The organism is Variovorax brevis, assembly GCF_030317105.1.
GTDB lineage: Bacteria > Pseudomonadota > Gammaproteobacteria > Burkholderiales > Burkholderiaceae_C > Variovorax > Variovorax brevis.
Map to the genome: position 1 here is coordinate 1 of NZ_JASZYG010000032.1, position 21,283 is coordinate 21,283.

The 21,283-nt window shown below is 66.0% G+C and carries 16 protein-coding genes; 10 read left to right on the forward strand and 6 right to left on the reverse strand.

The features are described from left to right. The 4 genes from QTI66_RS36795 to QTI66_RS36810 all read right to left on the reverse strand — a co-directional run. Positions 1 to 219, reverse strand: a 219-nt coding sequence (locus tag QTI66_RS36795) for an electron transfer flavoprotein subunit beta/FixA family protein (RefSeq protein ID WP_444815093.1), incomplete at its 3' end; no start/stop codon positions are given. Between the two features lie 93 nt (positions 220 to 312). Further along, the gene (locus QTI66_RS36800; RefSeq protein WP_286565315.1) at positions 313 to 1,497 is read right to left on the reverse strand and encodes an acetyl-CoA C-acyltransferase; all 1,185 of its coding nucleotides are present in this window, start codon (positions 1,495 to 1,497) and stop codon (positions 313 to 315) included. A 30-nt stretch (positions 1,498 to 1,527) separates the two neighbouring features. Next, the gene (locus QTI66_RS36805; RefSeq protein WP_286565316.1) at positions 1,528 to 2,460 is read right to left on the reverse strand and encodes an SDR family NAD(P)-dependent oxidoreductase; all 933 of its coding nucleotides are present in this window, start codon (positions 2,458 to 2,460) and stop codon (positions 1,528 to 1,530) included. Then, entirely contained in the window at positions 2,457 to 3,590 is a 1,134-nt protein-coding gene (locus QTI66_RS36810) for an alpha/beta hydrolase family protein (RefSeq protein WP_286565317.1), read from the reverse strand. Before QTI66_RS36810 ends, QTI66_RS36805 begins: the two co-directional genes overlap by 4 nt. A 285-nt stretch (positions 3,591 to 3,875) precedes the next feature. Between QTI66_RS36810 and QTI66_RS36815 the strand changes: the two genes are divergently transcribed. The 8 genes from QTI66_RS36815 (at position 3,876) to QTI66_RS36850 (ending at position 14,146) form a co-directional block, all read left to right on the forward strand. Beyond that, the gene (locus QTI66_RS36815; protein WP_286565318.1) at positions 3,876 to 5,531 is read left to right on the forward strand and encodes a wax ester/triacylglycerol synthase family O-acyltransferase; all 1,656 of its coding nucleotides are present in this window, start codon (positions 3,876 to 3,878) and stop codon (positions 5,529 to 5,531) included. 14 nt (positions 5,532 to 5,545) lie between these two features. Continuing rightward, a complete protein-coding gene (locus QTI66_RS36820) occupies positions 5,546 to 6,316 on the forward strand; it encodes an SDR family NAD(P)-dependent oxidoreductase (RefSeq protein ID WP_286565319.1) in 771 nt (256 codons plus the stop codon). Between the two features lie 127 nt (positions 6,317 to 6,443). Further along, positions 6,444 to 7,490, forward strand: coding sequence for a LacI family DNA-binding transcriptional regulator (locus QTI66_RS36825; protein ID WP_286565320.1), 1,047 nt, complete (start codon positions 6,444 to 6,446; stop codon positions 7,488 to 7,490). 50 nt (positions 7,491 to 7,540) lie between these two features. Further along, entirely contained in the window at positions 7,541 to 8,866 is a 1,326-nt protein-coding gene (locus QTI66_RS36830; RefSeq protein WP_286565322.1) for an MFS transporter, read from the forward strand. Between the two features lie 32 nt (positions 8,867 to 8,898). Continuing rightward, a complete protein-coding gene (gene hisD, locus QTI66_RS36835) occupies positions 8,899 to 10,182 on the forward strand; it encodes a histidinol dehydrogenase (RefSeq protein ID WP_286565323.1) in 1,284 nt (427 codons plus the stop codon). Between the two features lie 4 nt (positions 10,183 to 10,186). After that, positions 10,187 to 10,684 carry an acyl-CoA thioesterase gene (locus tag QTI66_RS36840; protein ID WP_286565324.1) on the forward strand — a complete coding sequence of 166 codons (498 nt, stop codon included), beginning with the start codon at positions 10,187 to 10,189 and terminating at the stop codon, positions 10,682 to 10,684. Between the two features lie 42 nt (positions 10,685 to 10,726). Further along, positions 10,727 to 12,328, forward strand: a complete 1,602-nt coding sequence (locus QTI66_RS36845; protein ID WP_286565325.1) for an arylsulfatase — start codon at positions 10,727 to 10,729, stop codon at positions 12,326 to 12,328. Between the two features lie 150 nt (positions 12,329 to 12,478). Then, a complete protein-coding gene (locus QTI66_RS36850) occupies positions 12,479 to 14,146 on the forward strand; it encodes a mechanosensitive ion channel family protein (RefSeq protein WP_286565326.1) in 1,668 nt (555 codons plus the stop codon). A 40-nt stretch (positions 14,147 to 14,186) separates the two neighbouring features. Here QTI66_RS36850 and QTI66_RS36855 read toward each other — a convergent pair whose 3' ends face one another. Together QTI66_RS36855 and QTI66_RS39770 are read right to left on the reverse strand one after the other, a co-directional pair. Next, entirely contained in the window at positions 14,187 to 15,218 is a 1,032-nt protein-coding gene (locus QTI66_RS36855) for an alpha/beta hydrolase family protein (protein WP_286565327.1), read from the reverse strand. 245 nt (positions 15,219 to 15,463) lie between these two features. After that, a complete protein-coding gene (locus QTI66_RS39770) occupies positions 15,464 to 17,890 on the reverse strand; it encodes a DUF1254 domain-containing protein (protein ID WP_353506273.1) in 2,427 nt (808 codons plus the stop codon). Positions 17,891 to 18,178: 288 nt separating this feature from the next. On the opposite strand from QTI66_RS39770, the gene QTI66_RS36870 reads away from it, so the two are divergent. Then, a complete protein-coding gene (locus QTI66_RS36870) occupies positions 18,179 to 19,849 on the forward strand; it encodes a DUF1302 domain-containing protein (RefSeq protein ID WP_286565328.1) in 1,671 nt (556 codons plus the stop codon). A 14-nt stretch (positions 19,850 to 19,863) separates the two neighbouring features. Next, a complete protein-coding gene (locus tag QTI66_RS36875) occupies positions 19,864 to 21,222 on the forward strand; it encodes a DUF1329 domain-containing protein (RefSeq protein ID WP_286565329.1) in 1,359 nt (452 codons plus the stop codon). Positions 21,223 to 21,283: the final 61 nt, after the last annotated feature.

Below are 21,283 nucleotides of genomic sequence, written 5' to 3' on the forward strand. Positions count from 1 at the left end.
GCGCAGGGTTTCCTGGCACTTCGCTTCGCCGCAGGAGACGGCGATGATTTCGGTGACAACGCCCTTTTCTTTCAAGCGAACCGCCTCTTCGACGGCGATTTCGTCGAAGGGGTTCATGCTCATCTTGACGTTGGCGATGTCGACTCCGGTGCCATCGGACTTGACCTGCACCTTGACGTTCGCGTCGATCACGCGCTTGACTGCTACCAATACCTTCATGACTGCTTCATTCCCGCAATATGTTCATCGAAACGATGCGTCAAAGTTAACCGCTTCGTCCGGATTTCCACCCTCCACAAAGGAGGGGGTCCGTCAGGCAATCTCGAACAGCGCCGCGGCGCCCATGCCGCCGCCCACGCACATCGACACCACCACACGTTTGGCCCCGCGCCGCTTGCCCTCGATGAGCGCATGGCCCGTGACGCGCGCACCGGTCATGCCGTAGGGATGGCCAATGGAAATGCTGCCGCCGTTGACGTTGTATTTCGCAGGGTCGATGCCCAGGTGGTCGCGGCAATACAGCACCTGGCATGCGAAGGCTTCATTGAGCTCCCACAAGTCGATGTCGTCCACCTTCAGCCCATGCTGCTTGAGCAGCTTGGGAATGGCGTAGATCGGACCGATGCCCATCTCCTCGGGCGCGTTGCCGGCGACGGCCATCCCGCGATAGATGCCCAGCGGCTGGAGACCGAGCCGCTGGGCCAGCGTGCCGCTCATCACCACGCAGGCGCTCGCGCCGTCGGAGAGCTGGCTGGCGTTGCCGGCCGTGACCACGCCGCCCTCGACCACGGGCTTGAGTGCCGCAAGGCTTTGCAGCGTCGTCTCGGGCCGGTTGCCTTCGTCCCTGGCAAGCGTCACCTGCTTGCGGCTCGTTTCGCCTGTGGCCTTGTCCGTCACCAGCATCTGCGTGGTGATCGGCACGATCTCCGCGTCGAAGCGGCCTTCGGCCTGGGCGCGTGCCGTGCGAAGTTGCGACTCGAGTGCGTACTGGTCCTGCACCTCGCGCGAGATGCCGTACTTGCGCGAAACGAACTCCGCCGTCTGCAGCATCGGCATATGGGCGTGCGGGACGCGGGCCAGCACGTTGGGGTCCTGCTCGGCGGCCACCCAGTCGAAGTAGCGTTGCTGCACGGCGGAGATGTTTTCCTGTCCGCCTGCCAGCACCACCTCCATGCCGTCGACCATCACCTGCTTGGCCGCGGTTGCGATTGCCATCAGGCCGGAGGCGCACTGGCGGTCGATGGTCTGCGCGGCAACCGTGGCCGGCAGGCCAGCAGCGAGCACCGCCTGGCGGGCGACGTTGGAGCCGGCAGTGCCTGCGGTCAGCACCGAGCCCATCACGGCATCTTCGATGCGGTCGGGTTCAATGCCGGCGCGCTGCACGGCATGCGAAATCGCGTGGCCGAGCAGGGTAGGGGACTTGGTGTCGTTGAAGGCCCCACGAAAGGCCTTGCCGATGGGCGTGCGGGCGGTGGAGACGATGACGGCGTCGATCATGCTTTTTTCTCTGGATCTTTCGGATGTTTGTCAGGCCGCGATGGCGTCGTTGGCGGCAGGCGCGAAGCCGGCGTTCTTCAGTTCCAGATCGCCTTGTGCTGCGCCGCTGCGAGGCACTGTCTCGCCATGGCGCTCGGCCACGTCCGGCAGCCGGGCGGCCAGCTCATGCGCGACGTGCTCACCGGTGCCCAGGTGGATGCCGCGCGTCAGCGTGATGTGTGCCGCCTCGAAGCTGCCTGCGCCGGCGCAAAGCACCATGCGCGTGGGTGCGTCCTCGGCGACCAGCGCGCCGATGGCGGGGCTGACGGCAGCGGGCGACAAGGCGGCCAGCTTGTCTTGCGGCATCAGTCCGTCGAGCATGCGCGTGCCGGCCGTGGGCGCGAGGCAATTCACGCGAATGCCATGCTTCTCGCCTTCGAGCGAGAGCGTCTGCATGAGGCCCACCAGCGCCATCTTGGCCGCGCCGTAGTTGGCCTGCCCGAAGTTGCCGTACAGGCCCGAGGACGAGGTGGTCATCACGATGCGGCCCCAGCCTTGCTGGCGCATCGTGTCCCACACGGCCTTGGTGCAGTGCACGGCGCCCATCAGGTGAACCTCGACCACGGTGCGGAAATCCTCGACCTCCATCTTGGCAAAGCTCTTGTCGCGCAGGATGCCGGCGTTGTTGACCAGGATGTCCACCCGGCCCCAGCGCGCCACGGTGTCGGCCACCATCTTCTTCACGGCTTCGAAGTCGGTGACCGAGGCGCCGTTGGCCACGGCTTCGCCACCCATGGCGGTGATTTCGTCGACCACTTTCTGTGCGGCTGAAGCGCTGCCGCCTCGGCCGTTGAGGTCGCTGCCCAGGTCATTGACGACCACCTTCGCGCCCAGGCGCGCCAGCAGAAGGGCGTGCTCGCGCCCGAGTCCGGCGCCCGCGCCGGTGACGATGGCAACCTTGCCCGTCAGATCGATCTTTCTCATGTTGTTTCCAGTTGATTTGAATGTGTCGGTTGACCGCTCCACCGCTCGATGTGCGCCCGCATGCGTTGCAGGTAGTCGCCGCGCCCCAGGTGCAACAGATGCGTGCCCGCGAACCAGTGCATGGCGCTGCCCGGCCAGTGGCGATGCAGCAATTCGACGTGGTCGGCACGGGTGACGAGGTCGCCGGCACCGCCAATGACCAGCACCCGTTCCCCCGCCATGGGCGATGGGTAGCTGAGCGGGTTGTGGACCGCGACGAGCCCGCGCATTCCGGCCACGTCGACGCCCTGGCTTCGCATCAGCCGCGACAGCAGCACGCCGGTCGGCTGCCAGTCGAGGAAGGCGTCGATCGGGCTCACCCCGGGCACCACGGGGATGCAGTAGTCGAGCCGGTCATCCACGCAGGCCAGCAGGGCGGCGGTGTAGCCACCCAGCGAGATACCGGCCACGCCGATGCGCTCGACGCCGCCGGCCTGCAAGTGATCGATGAAGACGCGCAGGTCCTGCACCGCCTGCAGCGTCACCTCGTTGAAATGCAGCAGTCCGTTGCCGAACACACCATAGCCCCGAATGGGCAGGAAGGGCTCGGCCCGCGGCCCGTGGTGGGGGAAGGTGAAGAACAGGACGTCATGGCCGGCGCGGTAGAGCGAGCGCAGTTGCAGTGCATGGTCGTTGAGCCATGGCATGTCGGCAGCGAAGCCGTGGATCACGATCAGCGTCGGCCGTGGCCGGTCGCCGTGGCACCAATGCTCGGCATGCGCGATGGCATTGCGCTTCATGCGCGCGAAGACGGGCGCGGCAGCGGGGTTCAACGGCACGAAGGGGCTGGTGAAGCGCAGTTCGCGCCGCCTGATTTCGGTCCCGCCCGCATGGAGGGACGCCAGTTCGCGCTGCTCCATCGCAACGTCCTTCGGCGGGCGCAGGAACACCCGGGACGCATCCCCCGCCCGTGCCAGCGGTTCATAAAAGCGCAGCGCCTCGAACTCCCGTGCCACGCGGCCGGGTTCGCACAGCGAAGTCGTCATGGCCGTGGCCACCGCGGTGGCCAACGGAATGCGCACGACCCATTCGAGGGCCGTGGCGCCTTCCATCTGCAGCCATTGGCGCGCGCCAAGGCCGCTTCGACCCACGTGTCGCTGGAAGCCGTCCGGCAGTTGATCCCACCAGGGTGAACCCGGTTCGGGCGCGGGTGCTTGTATTGGTCTGAACGGCTTGCGCAAGTGTCGTCAATGTTGGTGAAGGTGCACCGACCATAGGGGAAGGGCGTCGTCCCACTCCCTCCCTTTAGTGGGGGGGCGCGTCAATTGCCGGGTGGGGTGGGGACGCCGATGGCAGGCAACCCACCCGAAAGGGGGTGGAACACCCCGCGGGGCCCAAACCTAAGCTCAGTCCCACTCAGCCCAAGGACCCCATACATGTACGAAAAGCTCTCCGGCCAGGACGCGATGTTCCTGCACGTGGACCAGCCGCATGCCGCTTCGCACGGCACGATGGTCTATATCTACGACCAGTCCAGCCTCGGCGGCAAGACGCTCGGCTTTCGCGAGATCGTCCAGCACATCGAGAGCCGCCTCGATGCATCGCCCGTGCTGCGCCGCAGGATCGTGCAGGTGCCTTTCGGGCTGGGCTATCCCTTCTGGGTCGATGACGAACTGTTCGACATCGATTTCCACGTGCGCCACTTCGCACTGCCCAAGCCCGGCGACTGGCGGCAGTTCTGCATCATGGTGTCGCGCATCCACGCCCGCACCATCGACCTCGCGCGCGCGCCGTGGGAGATGTACGTCATCGAGGGCCTGGACAACATCGAGGGCATTCCGAAGGGCAGCTTCGCAGTCCTGAGCAAGATCCACCATGCGGCCATGGACGGCATGGCGGCGGTGGAGCTGACCTGGGCCCTGCATGAAATCCAGCGCGCGGCGGGCGGCCGGGAGCCGGTGGTCGATCCTGCCCATCCGGTGTTGCCGCAAGGCGCAAGCCTGAAGTGGTTCGACATGTTGAGCCGGTCCTTCGGCGACAACTTCATGGCGATGAGCCGCATGGCGGCGCCCCTGGCGCAGGTGCTGCCCCGCATGGCGATGAACCGGATGCGCTCGCTGCTCGGACCGGGAGGCGCGGCTGGCCTGACAGCGCCGCAGACCCGCTTCAATGCGGATGTGGTGGCGAGCCGGGTCTGGAACTCGGTCACGTTCGAGCTGGCGGAAGTCAAGCAGATCAAGAGCGTGGTGGCCGGCGCCACCGTCAACGATGCGCTGATCGCGGTCATCGGTGGCGCCATGCGCCGCTACCTCGATTCCAAGGGCGAGCTGCCCGAACGTTCGCTCCTCACGATGGCGCCGGTGAACACACGGCAGGAGGACGCAAAAGGAACCGCCAGCGGCAACAACGTGTCGATGCTGCGCTTTCCGATGGGCACCGACATCGCGGACCCGATCGCGCGGCTCGAAGCCGTGCGCGCAGCGACCGCCGAATCGAAGGAGATGCAGAAAGCCATCGGCGCGAAGCAACTCACCGACATCCAGAAGTTCGCGCCGCCCGCGACGCTCGGCCTGGCGGGTCGGCTCGCGGCGATGACCGGCTCGGGCGGCAAGGGGCCGCTGGTGCTGCACAACTGCCTGGTGACCAACGTGCCGGGACCGAACGCGCCGCTGTACATGCTGGGCGCCAAGCTCATTCATTGGGGCGGCGTGGGGCCGGTGACGGACGGCATGTCGCTGATCTGGAACCCCACCAGCTATTGCGGCAAGGTGTTCATCTCGCTGACCAGCTCGCCCAACGTGGTGCCGGATCCGGAGTTCCTGGCCGAGTGCCTGCGCGAGTCGTTTGAAGAGACGAAGGCCGCTGCTATGGCTGCTGCGGCAGCTGCGGCAGCTGCGCCACTGGCCCTGGGGCATGAGGCCGCGAAAACGGCGTCGACCCGCAAGGCGCCGGCCAGGAAGGCAGCCGGCAAGAAGGCCCCGGTCAGCAAGACGGCGCCCAAGGCCATCGAGGCAACCGCCGCGAAGCCGGCAGCAAAGACGAAGACGGCACCGGCGCGCAAGAAGCGCGCTGCGCTGCCAGCCGTTCAATAAGGAAGGAAACAGGCATGGATCTGGGTGCAATGCTCGCAGGCAAGCGGGTGCTCGTGACCGGCGCTTCGTCGGGCCTCGGCGAAAACTTTGCGCGGCTCGCCGCAGGCTGCGGCGCCAGGGTGGTGATCGCGGCGCGGCGCAAGGCCAGGCTCGACACGCTCGCCGACGAACTCGGCAGGCTCGGCTCACCGCAAGTCACCGTCGTCGAGATGGACGTCGCTTCCGAAGCATCGATCGCGAGTGCTTTCGAAGCGATCGATGCCTCGGGCGACCTGCTCGACGTGGTCGTCAACAACGCCGGCATCGGCAGCGCAGGCGAGGCGCTCACGGTGCCGACGCAGGGCTTCGATGCGCTGATGACGACCAACGTGCGCGGCGTCTGGCTGGTATCCCTGCAGGCCGCGCGGCGCTGGAAGGAAGCCGGGCGTGGCGGCTCGATCATCAACATCGCCTCGATCCAGGCCGAGCGCGTCAAGCATCGCATCGCGCCGTACGCGACCTCCAAGGCAGCCGTCGTCCACATGACCAAAAGCCTCGCGCTCGAATGGGCCGCGCACGGCATTCGCGTCAACGCGATCGAGCCGGGCTACATCGGCACCGAGATGACCCAGGCCGGCCTTGAGACGGAGGCAGGCAGGGCGTTGCTCCAGAACATTCCGATGGGCCGCTTCGGCAAGCCCGAAGAGCTCAACGGCCTGCTGCTGCTGATGGCGACGGAGGCCGGCTCGTGGATGACCGGCGCCTGCGTGCCGGTCGACGGCGGGCATCTCTGCTCGAGCCTGTAAGAGACGCTGAAGGAAGGGGGCCGAAGCGGCCGGCCCCATTCCAAAAGGGGGGGACGGGTTGCCAGCCACCCCACGCACCATTGGACGCAAGCGTGCACACGTGTGCACAACCTCCTGACTCCCCGACATGGCCCACAAACCCGCCTCTGCCACATCACCCGCCCACCGTGCCGCGCCGATTCGTGGACGCGTCGCGGCAAAGGATCTCGCCAGGCACATCGGAGTCGCCACGTCGACCATCTCGCGCGCCTTCGACAAGCACTCGCGCATCTCCGATGAACTGCGCCAACGCATCATCGCGGCCGCCGATGAAGCGGGCTACAGGCCCAACGCCATCGCGCGCTCGCTGAACCAGCGGCGCTCGGGCATCGTCGCGCTCGTGATGGGTGACCTTGCCAATCCCTTCTACCCCGAAGTGATCGAGGAGCTGTCGCTTCAGCTCCGGCAGGCTGGCCGGCAGCTGCTTCTTTTCGTCGTCCACAAGGGCGGCGACGCAGATGAACTGATGCCTCAGCTGCTGCAGTACCAGGTCGATGCGATCGTGGTGACAGCGGCGCGGCTGTCTTCTCGCATGTCGGAACTGTGCATGCGCCAGGGCGTTCCTGTCGTCTTCATGAACCGGCGCGTCGAGGATCCGACCGTCTGGTCGGTCTGTTGCGACAACGAGCGCATGGGCGAAGAGGTGGCCAACTACCTGGCAGGGCAGCAGCGCCGCGCGTGCGCCTTCGTCGGGGGCGACCCCGGTATCTCCACCACGGCCGACCGCCTGCGTGGCTTCGAGCGCGGTCTGGCGGCGCACGGCCTGCGGCTGGTAGCCAGCGTGCAAGGCAGCTACACGCATGAAGGCGCGCGTGCTGCGGCGGCCGAGCTGTTCGGCGCCGGCAGGCCTCCCATCGACGCGGTGTTCTGCGCCAACGACGTGATGGCGCTTGGCGTGCTCGGCCACCTGCGAACGCACACCACGCTTCGCGTACCGCAGGACGTGGCCGTCGTCGGCTTCGATGACATACGGGCCGCGGCGTGGCCGGAGCATGACCTGACGACCGTGCGCCAGCCGGTGAGCGAAATGATCGATTGCGTCATCGGATTGCTCGATGAAGGCCGCCCGCAAGGCACGGTTTCCGACGCGCTGCGCGAATTGCCGGGGCGGCTCGTGCTGCGCTCGTCCGCCTGAAGGCGCGGCGAACCCCGGCCCCATCTCACCATCAACAAAGGAGACAAGACATGAACCAGGAAACGAGCCCACTGAACGAAACGCCCGCCGACCGGGCGATGTATTCGAAGATCAACTGGCGCATCATGCCGCTGCTGCTGGCGGCCTACGTGGTCGCCTTCCTGGACCGCATCAACGTCGGCTACGCGCAGCTTCAGATGAAGGACACGCTGGCCTTCAGCGACGCGGTCTACGCCCTGGGTGCGGGCATCTTCTTCATCGGCTATTTGATCTTCGAGGTGCCGAGCAACCTGATGCTCGAGAAGATCGGCGTGCGCAAGACGCTGCTGCGCATCATGGTGTGCTGGGGCGGGGTGGCGGTGGCGATGATGTTCGTGCAGACACCGACGCAGTTCTACGTGCTGCGCTTCCTGCTCGGCGCCTTCGAGGCGGGCTTCACGCCCGGCGTGCTGCTGTACCTGACCTACTGGTATCCGCCGGCGCGGCGCGCCCGCATGATCGGGGTTTTCCTGCTCGGCGCCATCGTGGCGAGCCTGATTGCCGGGCCGTTGTCGGGCGCGATCATGAAGTACCTGCATGGCGCCAACGGCTGGCACGGCTGGCAATGGTTGTTCCTCGTGCAGGGCCTGCCCGCGCCGCTGCTGGGCATCGTGGCCTGGTACGTCCTGGCGGACAAGCCGGAGCAGGCCCCGTGGCTCAGCGCCGATCAAAAGGCTGCGCTGCGCCGGCAGCTCGATGCGGAAGGCCAGTCGGCGGGCAAGGCAGAGCATGCGTCCTTCGTCGACCTGCTGCGCGATTCCAAAGTCTGGGCGCTGGCGCTGGCCTATGTGCTGATCGTGGCGGGGACCTATTCGATCGTCTTCTGGACGCCGACCTTGATCAAGAGCTGGGGCGTCAGCGACATGCTGAAGATCGGCATCTATGCAGCACTGCCGCAGGTGTGCGCGATGTTCGGCGTGGTGCTGCTGGGCCGCAGCTCGGACCGGCGCCAGGAGCGGCGCTGGCATTTCACTGGCGCTGCGCTGGTGGTGGTGGCGGGACTCTCGGTCATTGCACTGGCCAACGGCCATCTCGTTGCATCGATCGCAGGCCTGTGCGTGGCCGTGATGGGCATCGCCTCGCTGCCGCCGGTGTTTTTCGCCATCGTCTCCGAGTACCTGCCGCGGACTTCGGTGGCGGCCGGCATCGCGCTCGTCAGCAGCATCGGCAACCTGGGCGGCGCCATCGCTCCGCCGGTGACCACCGCGATCAACGCTGCCACCGGCGGCACGGTGCACAGCCTGTACTTCGTGATGAGCGTCTACCTCGTGGCCTCGCTCATCGTGCTGGCTGTCTTCAGGCGGGCGACCCCCTCGCTTCACACCCGGGCGGCCTGAGGCCGCGACATCTTCAACCACACAGAAAGACCATGATCCAAGTCATCAAGAGCGGCCAGACGGCCCAGGCCAAGGCCGGCAACCAGGCGCAAGTGCGCGCCACCGTCGAAGGCATCCTCGGCGACATCGAGCAGCGCGGCGACGCCGCGGTGCGCGAGTACTCGCAGAAGTTCGACCAGTGGGCGCCCGAGAGCTTCCGACTCACCCAGGCGCAGATCGATGCATGCATCGCCGGCCTGCCCGCACAGACGCTGGAAGACATCCGTTTCGCGCAAACCCAGATCCGCCGCTTCGCCGAGATCCAGAAGGCCTCGATGCACGACGTCGAAGTCGAGACGCTGCCGGGCGTGGTGCTGGGGCATCGCAACATCCCGGTCAACTCGGTGGGCTGCTACATCCCCGGCGGCAAGTACCCGTTGATCGCCAGTGCGCACATGAGCGTGCTCACCGCCAAGGTGGCCGGCGTCAAGCGCGTGATCGCCGCCGCGCCGCCTTTCGAGGGCAAGCCCTGCCCCGAGATCGTGGCCGCCATGCACCTGGCCGGCGCCGACGAGATCTACTGCCTGGGCGGTGTGCAGGCGGTCGCGGCGATGGCCATCGGCACCGAGAGCATCGCCAGCGTCGACATGATCGTCGGGCCCGGCAATGCCTACGTGGCCGAGGCCAAGCGCCAGCTCTACGGCCGCGTCGGCATCGACCTGTTCGCCGGCCCCACCGAGACGATGGTGATCTGCGACGACACCGTGGATGCGGAACTGGTCGCGGTCGACCTGCTGGGCCAGGCCGAGCACGGCCCGACCTCGCCGGCCTACTGCGTGACGACGAGCAAGAAGATCGCGCAGGAACTCCCCGCCGCGATCGAGAAAGTGCTCCAGCGCCTCGACACCGCGCCGGTGGCCAGCGTCGCCTGGCGCGACCATGGCGAGATCCACCTGTGCGACACCGACGAGGAGGCGCTGCAGGTGGCCGAGCGCCTGTGCTCCGAGCACGTGCAGGTGATGACGAAGGACCCGGACTGGTACCTGCAGCGCATGACGCGCTACGGCGCGCTCTTCCTCGGGCCGCGCACCAACGTGAGCTATGGCGACAAGGTCATCGGCACCAACCACACGCTGCCCACGATGGGGGCGGGCCGCTACACCGGCGGCCTGTGGGTCGGCAAGTTCATCAAGACGCACACGTACCAGCGCGTGCTCACCGACGAGGCGAGCGTGATGGTCGGCGAGTACTGCTCGCGCCTGTGCGGCTACGAGCACATGTCCGGCCACAAGGAGCAGGCGGACATCCGCGTGCGCCGCCTGAAGGCCGAGGCCTGAGGCGATGGCCAAGCCGATTCCGGAAGGCCGCAGCGCCTATCGCTACTTCCGCGACATCACCACGCGGTGGATGGACAACGACGTCTACGCGCACGTCAACAACGTCGTCTACTACAGCTGGTTCGACACGGTGGTCAATGCCTGGCTGCTGGAACGCAAGGTGCTTGATTTCGAGCGCAGCCCCACCGTGGGACTGGTGGTCGAGACGGGTTGCAACTATTTCTCGTCCATCGCCTTTCCGGACATCGTGCGTGCCGGACTGCGCGTGGCGCAACTGGGAACTTCGAGCGTGCGCTACGAGGTGGGCCTGTTCGCCAACGATGGGCAGCAGGCCGCGGCGCAGGGCCACTTCCTCCACGTCTACGTCGACCGCCTGACGCGCCGCCCGGTGCCCCTGCCGCCGGCGTTGCGTCGCGCGCTCGAGACCATCGAAGCGACCACCGACGCCGATGCCGTTGGCGCCATGCCGCTTGAGCAGCCAGCCGACGCCTTGCGCGCCTGAGGCCGCAACGCATTCGTGCAATCCATTCCAACGGAGACATTCATGATCAAGAACATCAGGCGGGTGCTGGCCGCAGCCGGTGCAGCGTGCGCACTGCTTGCGCTGGCGCCGGCGCAAGCCCAGACGCCAAAACAACCCAACATCCTCGTCATCTGGGGCGACGACATCGGCTGGCAGAACGTGAGCGCCTACGGCATGGGCACCATGGGCTACACCACGCCGAACCTCGACCGCATCGGCGCCGAGGGCATCCGCTTCACCGACCACTACGGCCAGCCCTCGTGCACGGCAGGCCGCGCGGCCTTCATCACCGGCCAATACCCGATCCGCTCGGGCATGACCACGGTGGGCCAGCCGGGCGACAAGCTCGGCCTGCAGGCCGCCTCGCCCAGCCTCGCCGAAGTGCTGAAGTCGGCGGGCTACCGCACCGGCCAGTTCGGCAAGAACCACCTGGGCGACAACAATGCGCACCTGCCGACCGTGCACGGCTTCGACGAGTTCTTCGGCAACCTGTACCACCTCAACACCGAGGAACAGAACGAATACGGCGACTACCAGAACTTCGCCAAGAACTACCCCGGCGGCCCGGCGGCGTTCGCGAAGAAATTCCAGACGCGCGGCGTGCTGCACACCTGGGCGACCGGGCAGGACAACCCGACGGTCGATCCGCGCTTCGGCGCCGTCGGCAAGCAGAAGATCGAAGACACCGGCCCGCTCACGATGAAGCGCATGGAGGATTTCGACGGCGGCGAGGTCATTCCCAAGGCGATGGACTTCATGCGCAACTCGAAGAAGGAGGGCAAGCCCTTCTTCGTCTGGCTCAACACCAGCCGCATGCACCTGTACACGCGCCTTGGCGAGAAGTGGGACCACGCCGCCGCGAAGTACACGCATGAAGACGACAGCCACGGCAGCGGCATGCTGCAGCATGACCACGACATCGGCCAGGTGCTCGACTTCCTCAAGAAGAGCGGCATGGAGGACAACACCATCGTCTGGTATTCCACCGACAACGGGCCTGAGCATTCGTCATGGCCGGATGGCGCGACGACGCCCTTCCGCGGCGAGAAGATGACGACCTACGAAGGGGGAGTGCGCGTGATCTCGATGCTGCGCTGGCCGGGCGTGATCAAGCCGGGGCAGATCAAGAACGGCATCCAGTCGCACCAGGACATGTTCACGAGCTTTGCTGCCGCTGCCGGCGTGCCGGATGTGGCCGAGCAGATGAAGACGCAGAAGAAGCAATACATCGACGGCGTCAACAACCTCGACTACTGGACCGGCAAGTCGCCCGTCAGCGCGCGCAACAGCCTCTTCTACTACATCGAGGGCAAGCTCACTGCCGTGCGCATGGGCCCGTGGAAGATGCATTTCTCGACCAAGGAGGACTACTACGCGCAGGTCGTGCCGCGCTTCGCACCGCTGATGTTCAACCTGCGCAGCGATCCGTTCGAGAGCTACGACAGCAAGGATTCGTACGGCCACCTGATCCAGAAGAATTCATGGATCGCGGGCCCTATGGGCGAACTCATCGGTGCGCACCTCAAGACGCTGGCGGAATACCCGCCGGTGCAGGCCGCGAAGTCCTTCGACCGGTCGAATCCGGTGCAGGACTTCCTTCAGGGCCTCAAGCGGCAGCCATGAAAGCGCCGGCGGGCGCCGTGTGAACACGGCGACATCCTCCCTTTTCCCCGTAGGCAGTCGACGTGGTCCTCGCTACCATCACGGCCACCGGGGCGTGGCGCACCGTTGCAAGCTGCCCTTGGCGCCAACAAGTGAACAAGAGGGACGATCATGGGATGCATCAAAGGGACACTTGCGATCGTGCTTGTGACCGGTCTTCTCGCGCTCGGCAGCGCCTGTGCGCAGGCGGCGGAATCGTCCGTTGCGCCCGGCACCTCCGGAGCGGCGCCCCAGTCCCTTTCCAGCGCGGCTGCACAGGCGGACGAACCGGCCACCTTGCGGATCCTCAATCGCGAAGTGCTGACCATGCGCGCGCGCCTGGCCGGTGCGACTCCGCAGGCGCGCGTGCGCCGCGCACGCGAGCGGGTGGAGGCACTTCCGGACGCGGCCGTCGACATGCCCGTGAACCGGATTTCCTTCAGCATCGGCGAGGTGCACGGCGTGCAGTTCCTGCTCGGCGACTTGCCGCTTTTCTCGGTGCTGGATGGCGACGTCGACATCGAAGGAAGTGATGGACGCAAGGGTTTCGATGCACTGGTCGAACGGACCCAGACCCGGCTGGAGGAGATTCGCACCGCCTGGCGCCAGACGCGCAGCACGCCGTTGCTCCTGCAGGGCCTGCTGAGCAGCGCCATCGCCTCCCTGGTGCTCGGACTCCTGACCTGGATCGTCTATCGCGTCAGCGCAAAGGCTGTCGTGTGGACGGAGAACAAGCGCGACGTGCTGGCTGCACGCTATCCGTACGTGGACTGGCGCGAATTCCTTGCGCGACTCGCCGTCGGCATCGTGCAGATCGTGCAATGGATCGTCCTGCTCACGCTCGGCTACTTGTGGGTGCATCACGTGCTCAACAGCTTCGTCGCGACGGCACCGCTCGCGCAGAGTCTGGGGAACTGGCTCGTGGGCAAGCTCGCATGGCTGGGTGAAGGCACGGTGGAAAGCCTTCCCGGCCTCGTCACCGTTTTCATCGTGCTCATGCTGACGCGCGTCCTCGTCGACGTGCTCGGCTACTTCTTCGACGCCGTGCAGAAGGGGCGCCTGCGATTGCCGCTCTTTCACGTGGAGACTGTCCCGGCCACGCGCCGGATATTCAGCCTGTTCGCCTGGGCGTTGGGAATCGCCATCGCCTACCCATTCCTGCCGGGATCGAGCAGTGACGTGTTCAAGGGGCTGTCCGTGCTGTTCGGTGTGATGCTCACACTCGGCTCCACGGGGCTTGTCACCCAGGCGATGAGCGGACTCGTTGTCGTCTACTCGCGTTCATTGCACAGGGGTGATTTTGTCGAGATCAATGGTGTGCAAGGCGTGGTGACCGAGGTCGCCTCCCTCGCCACCAAAATCGTCAATGTCCGCAATGAAGAGATCACCATTCCGAATTCGGTCGTGATCTCGAATTCGATCCACAACTACTCGAAGCTTGCTGGCTCGCAGGGCACCTTGCTCACCGCGAAAGTCACGATTGGCTACGACACGCCCTGGCGCCAGGTCCACGAACTCCTGATCGGTGCCGCGCAAAAGACCATCGGTGTGCGCACCACGCCGACTCCCTATGTCTATCAGCGTGCACTGTCGGATTTCTATGTCGAGTACGAATTGTTTGTCAGCATCGACAAACCGCTGGAACGCATTCCGATCCAGTCCGCCCTGCACGCGAGCATCCAGGATGAGTTCAACGAATTCGGGGTGCAGATCATGTCTCCGCACTTCCTGTCGCAGCCGCCTCAAGCGGTCATCGTGGAAAAAGGCCGGTGGTACGAGGCGCCTGCGCGCCGGCCCTGAGGATGCCAGTGGTTGTGGTCGCCACGGACTCCCGACCCGGTCATCCCTGGTTCCAGACCTTGTCGAAGTAGGCCGGGATCTCGTTGCTCAACTGCTTCAGGAACGCTGGCCGATCAAAGCCCGCAGGATCGGCCCCGACGTCGCCATCAGGCGTCGGAATGGGCATGCCAGGGATGTCCATGAACGCGTAGTGCCATGCGTTGGGAACGCGGCGGAGTTCCACCCCGGGAACGTTCCGGGCGATCCACCCGGCATGAAAGCGCGGGACCAGATAGCGGTCCAGTTCGGCTACGTAGACCAGGGTCGGGACCTGGATCGAGGCCAGCGATCGCGCCGAAATGACGGCGCCCAGCGGCGATAGCGCGACGACCGCGCGAACGCGGCTGTCCGCCAGTGCCGGCCCCGCTTCATCCGCCAACTCGGGCTTGGTCACTGCCGGCGCTCCCGTGCGGCCCACGCTGCAGAGGATCGGATCGTCCGCGCGCTCAGTCGCGCAATGCGTGGCGAGGCGTTGCGGCTCGGGCTGTCCCCCTGCCAGCGCCAATACCGTGTAGCCACCTGCCGAATGCCCGACTGCGCCTACGCGTGGCCCCTTGGTGTCGCGTGCGATGCGGTCCTTCCAGGCAGGGTCTTGCAGCAGCGCATCGATCACACGCGAGGCCTGTTGCGGGCGCGCGGTGAAGTAGCGGGCAGGGCCCTTCGCGAGCAGCGAATTGTCCTGCCAGTTGTCGCCGGGATGGCGCAGCGCGGCAACCAGGTAGCCGTCGCGTGCCAGCGCTTCAGCCAGGCTGGTGTGTCCCAGCTCTGACCCGCCGTGTCCATGACTCAGGACGATCAAGCCCTTCACTTGCGCGTCAGGTGTGCCTCCCATCGCGGCATGGACCGTGAACGGCCCCATCACGACGGTTCGCTCGGGCGCTTGAGTGGGGTAGAACAAGGCGACTGGAATGGACTCGGGATCCGCAGGTACGCCGGGAACGCTGACAGTTCGAAAGCCTGCCTGGCTTGCCAGGACCTCGATGGACAGAAGCAGGCCCAGGGCCAGGAGCAAACCGCTTTTTCTGATACGCATGATGGAGATCCTCGGAGGAAGTTGCCCGGATGCCGGGTTGCTGGAAGCGCCATCGTCATGGCGCGACGTCCTGCGCGCCACTGCAATGGGACGAAGCACCAGAAAGAGGGCGTCAAATGCAGGTGCGCAGCGGGAACGCGAATCCGCCGCTCGCCTTCGCTGCGGCGCGACACGGCGGCATGCCTTCCGGCTGCGTATCGGGCAGGCGTCATCTCGCCTTGGCGAGCCGGTGCAGCCCGCAGCGTTCAGTCCGGATTGACCACCTGCGCCTGCGGAAACACCCACCGCCCCTCGACGATCTCCGCCCGCGGACGATACAACCGCACGAGGTAGTTCCACCCCGGCGTAGTCGGCAGGCAGTTCGCGACCGCGCCGTCGCAGCCGCCGAACTGCACCGCCACGGAGCCGTCCTGCCCCTTGGCCGCGGTCACGCTGCTGACCGTGTAGGCGCCGAGCTTGTTCGGTTCGACGTACCCCTGCGCGTTGTAGATGCTCACCGACCAGAAGGCATCGACCGGCACGTCCTTCACCGCGAGCCGGTAGACCGTGCGGCCGTCGTTGCGCTCCGGCGTGACGGCGAGGTAGGTGGCGTCACGCTCGGGGTTGCCGCCCCATGCCGTTGCCGTGGCGATCAGGTGGCGCACCGGGTCGACTTGGCCGGGCAAGCCGAAGCTGCGCTTCAGGTCCGGCACCGTCGAGCCGAGCACCAGCAGCGCGTCGCGCACCTTCTTCTGGCTCACCGGGTCCCAGCGCGGGATGTCGAAGCTGCCCGTGCCAGCCTGGCGCACGACGATGGCGTCCTGCAGCGCATGGGCCTGGCGCATGTCTTCGGTATCGGTGGGATCCACCAGCGTGCGAATGCCGACCAGCACGTAGCGCGTGCCGACCGATTCGCGACTCAGGGTGTAGTCCCCCGCGCGATAGACCACGGCGGGTGTGTCGTGGTCCTCGTTGAAGGACTGCATCGACATGAAGCGCTTGCCCGCGTCGGGCAGCGTGAGGGTGACCGGGCCGGCATCGAGGTCGAACACCGCGCTGGAATAGAGCGTGTCGCGGTTCATGCGCACGACGAGCTGGCGATCGACCGAGGCCAGCTCGCGGTTGTGGCGGAACTTGCCGAGTCCGCCGTTGCGCACGACGTTGCTGAAGTACACGTGCGATTCGGCGCGGATGAAGTTGTCCGCTGTCACGGGAACGGTGGGGCCGGCAGCGGCGCCTTGCACGCGCTCCAGCTCGGGCTTCTTCCATTGGCCATTCAGTGCCTCGGCCTTGGGCCAGTACAGGCGCATCGCCATCACGAAGGGGCCTTGCGGCGCCGGCAGCCAGTTCGACTCCTTGTCCTTGCCGGGTGATTCGCGCTGGATGTAGAGCGTGAGCCCGCCGTCGGCATCGCGCTGGAGGTCCGGCAGCATCGCGGAGTTGATGAGGTAGCGGTCGAGCGGGTTGGGCACCAGCAGCCGCGAGGGCAGCTGGTACATCGTGAGCGACCAGAAGGCCTTGACCGGCGGCAGCTGGTCGGCACGGAAGCGCAGCACGTAGCGGTTCGCGCCATCGAGCCGCTGGCCGCCAGCGTCCGCGTAGTAGGCCGGGTAGATGGCTTCCTCCTTCGAGTTGCCATAGATACCGGCCAAGGTGCCGCGCATGCGGTAGAGGTAGTTGCCTTTGAGCTGCTCGCGGCTGCCGAGCAGATCGCCGCTGTCGAGCTTGCCGGCGGTGGACAGCTTCTGCAGTTCGTCCTGGACGGCCCATGCATCGGCGATGCCGTCCTGCACGGCCTGGCGAAGCTCGGGCGACAGCGCCTTGGCATCGAACTTCAACCCCGCACCGATGCCCAGCCGCGCGAAGCGCTTCATCATCTTGCGCTCCGAGGGGTGGGTGGGGCAGAAGCGCAGCACGAAGTTCAGCACGTCGAAGAATTCGGGCGAGCCGCGCTCCTGCTCCATCGTCAGGGGCTGGATGAAGTCGATCGTGGGCGCCGGTGCCGGTGCGCGCTTGCCGAGCCAGGCCGACAGCGGCTGCACCTTGTAGCCGGCCTGCACTTTCCTGACGTTCCCGATGTCGGCAGGTCCCAATAGTTGCGTCCGGTAGAACACGAAGGCGAACTGCGTTTCGGAGCGGATCACTTCGCGGATGCCGGCAGGCTTGGTGCCTTTCCAGTCCGGGCCGGCCAGCAGGTAGCTGCCGGCTTCGTTGCCGGTGGCGCGCGTGCCGACATAGGCGAAGTTGTGGGTGTAGGCGTCGATGAGCTGCGCGCCGTAGTAGCGCTTGCTCTCGACGGCAGGCATGGTCAGCACCAGCGGCTCGGCGCGCAGGTCGGCGCCGACGTAGGAGTAGGGCGTGTCCGAGTTGGGCGTCTGGATCGCCTTGTCCTCGGGCGTGTAGACCCTTGCACTGTTGACGACGGTGTTCGGCGGTCCCTTGTATTCGGCATTGCCGCGGTCAACGAAAAAGGCGTGCTGGATCCGGTAGTGGTCGACCAGCGGATAGCCGTAGATGTAGGCCTCCTTCGCGATGGTGCGGGCCTCGGCGGGCGTGAGTGCCTGCGTGGGCGCCGTCGTCGTTGCGGCGCACGCGGCGACGACCGCACCGCCGAGGGCGGCCAACGCGAGAAGCCGGCGTGCGATGGCTCCCATTGCGCCGCGGGCGGGGATCTTTGTGGGTAGTCCTTGCACTGCGTCTCCTGTCTCTGGTTTTGCCGCGTTGCATGGACCTTCGCGCTGCGGCGACAGGCCAGCTTAGGTGCGCGCCCGCGCGGCGCATCCCCCCCTTTTTGAAGGGTCAGCCAAACGCCGGGCCATGGTTATCCCGCCTCTCAAGAAAGGGGGGGATGCGCGCGCCCCCCTCAGCCTTAACTTTGCGCGCAGCGAGTGGCCTGCAACAGCCAATCCGCAAGTGCATGCATGCCACTGGACATCAGGGAATTTGAGAACAAGAGCTGAGCTGAGGAGATTTTTTCCAACATGAATGAATTCAAGAAAATGAAACGCCCCGAGATTCGCCGACACGCCCTGAGCGCCGCGGCACTGGCCCTGTGCGCCGGCACATGGATGAACGCCAACGCGTTCGAATTCGACACCGGCAACGACGACCTGCAGGTGCGCTGGGACAACACGGTGCGCTACAACTACGGCTACCGCGTGCAGGGTCAGGATCCGGTGATCCTGAAGAACATCAACGCGGACGACGGCGACCGCAACTTCGCCCCGCACAGCACGGTCAACAACCGCGTTGACGTGCTCAGCGAATTCGATGTGGTCTACCAGAAGAAATTCGGCGCACGCGTGAGCGGCGCCGGCTGGTACGACAACGCCTACTCGGGCAAGCTCGACAACACCAGCCTGGCCACCTCCAACCACATGGTGAATGGCCAGCCGGCGTTGGGCCTGAGCGACTACACCGAGCGCTACTACAAGGGCCCCTCGGGCGAACTGCTCGACGCCTTTGTCTTCGGCAGCTTCGACCTCGGCACGATGCCCCTGAGCCTGCGTGCAGGCCGCCACACGGTGAACTGGGGCGAGGCACTGCTGGGCGGCGGCGCCATCCACGGCGTCACCTACGGCCAGGCGCCGCTGGACCTGGCCAAGTCTTTCGCCAGCCCCGGCATCGAGGCCAAGGAGCTGTACCGCCCGCTGGGCCAGGTGTCCGGCACCTTGCAGGCAACATCCGAGCTGACTTTCGGCGGCCAGTACTTCTTCCAGTGGGATGCCAGCCGCTTCCCCGAAACGGGCAGCTACCTGGGCTTCAACGACGCCCTGCAGAACGGCGGCGAATCGCTGCTGCTGGCACCCGGCGTGCGCGCCTTGCGCGGCCCGGACCTCACGCCCAAGGACAGTGGCGACTGGGGCCTGATGTCGCGCTGGAGCCCGATGTGGCTCGACGGCACGATGGGCTTCTACGTGCGCAACTTCTCCGACAAGCTGCCACAGGTCGTCGTGAAGGCCACCGCGCCGCGCCAGTACTTCCTGACGTATGGCGATGACATCGACATGTACGGCCTCAGCCTGGCCAAGCAAATCGCCGGCGTGAGCGTGGGTGCCGACCTGAACTACCGCCGCAACATGCCGCTCAACAGCGACATCGTGCAGATCACCTCGACCAGCGCGCTGCCCAAGGCCGGCGACCTGCTCGGCGCGCGCGGCGACACCGTGCACGGCGTGCTGAACGCGATCGGCTCGGTGGCGGCCACGCCGTTGTTCAACAGCGCCACCTGGTCGAGCGAACTCACCTGGAACCGCTGGACCTCGGTCACGCAAGGCGCGCAGTACTTCAAGGGCCGCGACAACTACACGGCCATCGACAAGGTGAGCAAGGACTACTTCGGCCTGGCGATCAACTTCACGCCGACCTGGTACCAGGTGTTCCCGGGCGCGGACCTGTCGATGCCGCTGAGCTATTCCGTCGGCCTGAGCGGCAACTCCGCCGTGGCTTCCGGCGGCAACAAGAACGCGGGCAGCTACGGGGTGGGCTTTGGATTGGACCTCTACAGCAAGTACCGCTTCGACCTGAAGTACATCGGCTACTTCGGCGACTACACCCTCAACGCCGCGGGCGCCATTGCCGTTGCCAACGGCACGACCACCTACCTGCGCGATCGCGGCGCCATTTTCCTCACCTTCAAGACCACGCTTTAAAGCGGAGACATCACATGACCAACAAGACAGCAGCAGCCCTGCTTTGTGCAGGCGCATTGGCGACCTGGACGGGCGCAATCCATGCCGGGGTATCGGCTGACGAAGCCAGGAAGCTCGGCGCCGAACTCACCGCCGTCGGCGCCGAAAAGGCCGGCAACAAGGAGGGCACCATCCCCGAATACACGGGCGGCCTTACCGCCGCGCCGTCGGGCTTCGACAAGTCGAAGAACGTGCGTCCCGACCCCTTCGCGAGCGAGAAGCCCCTGTACTCGATCGACGCGAAGAACATGGCGACCTACGCCGACAAGCTCAGCGCGGGCACGCAGGCGTTGATGAAGGCCATTCCCGAGTACCGCATCGAGGTCTACCCGACGCATCGCACCGCGGCCTATCCGAAGTCCGTGCTCGAGAACTCCGTGGCCAATGCCACACGCGCGAAGATTTCCGACGATGGCCTGAGCTCGCTGGGCGCGCGGGCCGGCATCCCGTTCCCGATTCCCAAGAGCGGCAACGAGGCGATGCTGAACCACATCGCCCGCTACCAGGGCATCTCGGTCGTGCTGCCCAAGTATTCGGCGTGGAACGTGGACAGTGCCGGCAAGCTCGCGCTCTCGACGCAGGGTGTCTGGACCACCGAGTCCCCCTACTACCAGGACAAGGACGGCGGAGCCACGCTGGTCAGCCGTGCCCGTGCCAACTACACCGGCCCCGCGCGCCGTGCCGGCGAAGCGATCATGACGCTCGAGCCGATCGACTACGCCACCAATGGCCGACGCGCCTGGCAATATTTGCCCGGCCAGCGCCGCGTGCGGCTGGCACCCGACCTCGCCTACGACACGCCCAATGCCAGCACGGGCGGCCAGTCGACCATCGACGACGTGAACCTGTTCAGCGGCAAGCTGGACCGCTACGACTTCAAGCTGGTCGGCAAGAAGGAGATGTACATCCCGTACAACGACTATCGCTTCGTCTACAACGACAAGCCTGAAGACGTGTTCCAGGCGAAGTCCATCAACCCGTCGGTGGTGCGCTGGGAATTGCATCGCGTCTGGGTGGTGGATGCGACCCTCAAGGAAGGCAAGCGCCACATCTATTCGCGCCGCACCTTCTACCTCGACGAAGACACGTGGGCCGTGACGGCCAGCGACCAGTACGACGGCCGTGGACAACTGTGGCGTGCGGGCTTCGCCTATCCGACGCAGAACTACGACCGGCTGGCGCCCAACAACATGACGGCCGGCCACTATGACCTGCTGGCCGGCACCTACTACGTCAACCTGTGGCCGGGCACTGCCGGCGTCAAGGTGATGGACACCGCCCAGCCCGATTCCGACTGGACCGCGGACAGCCTCGCGTCGCAGGGCGTTCGTTAAACCACACAGCGCCGAAATCCAGTGTCGATGGCCGTGACGGCGCAGCCGTCACGGCCGCTGC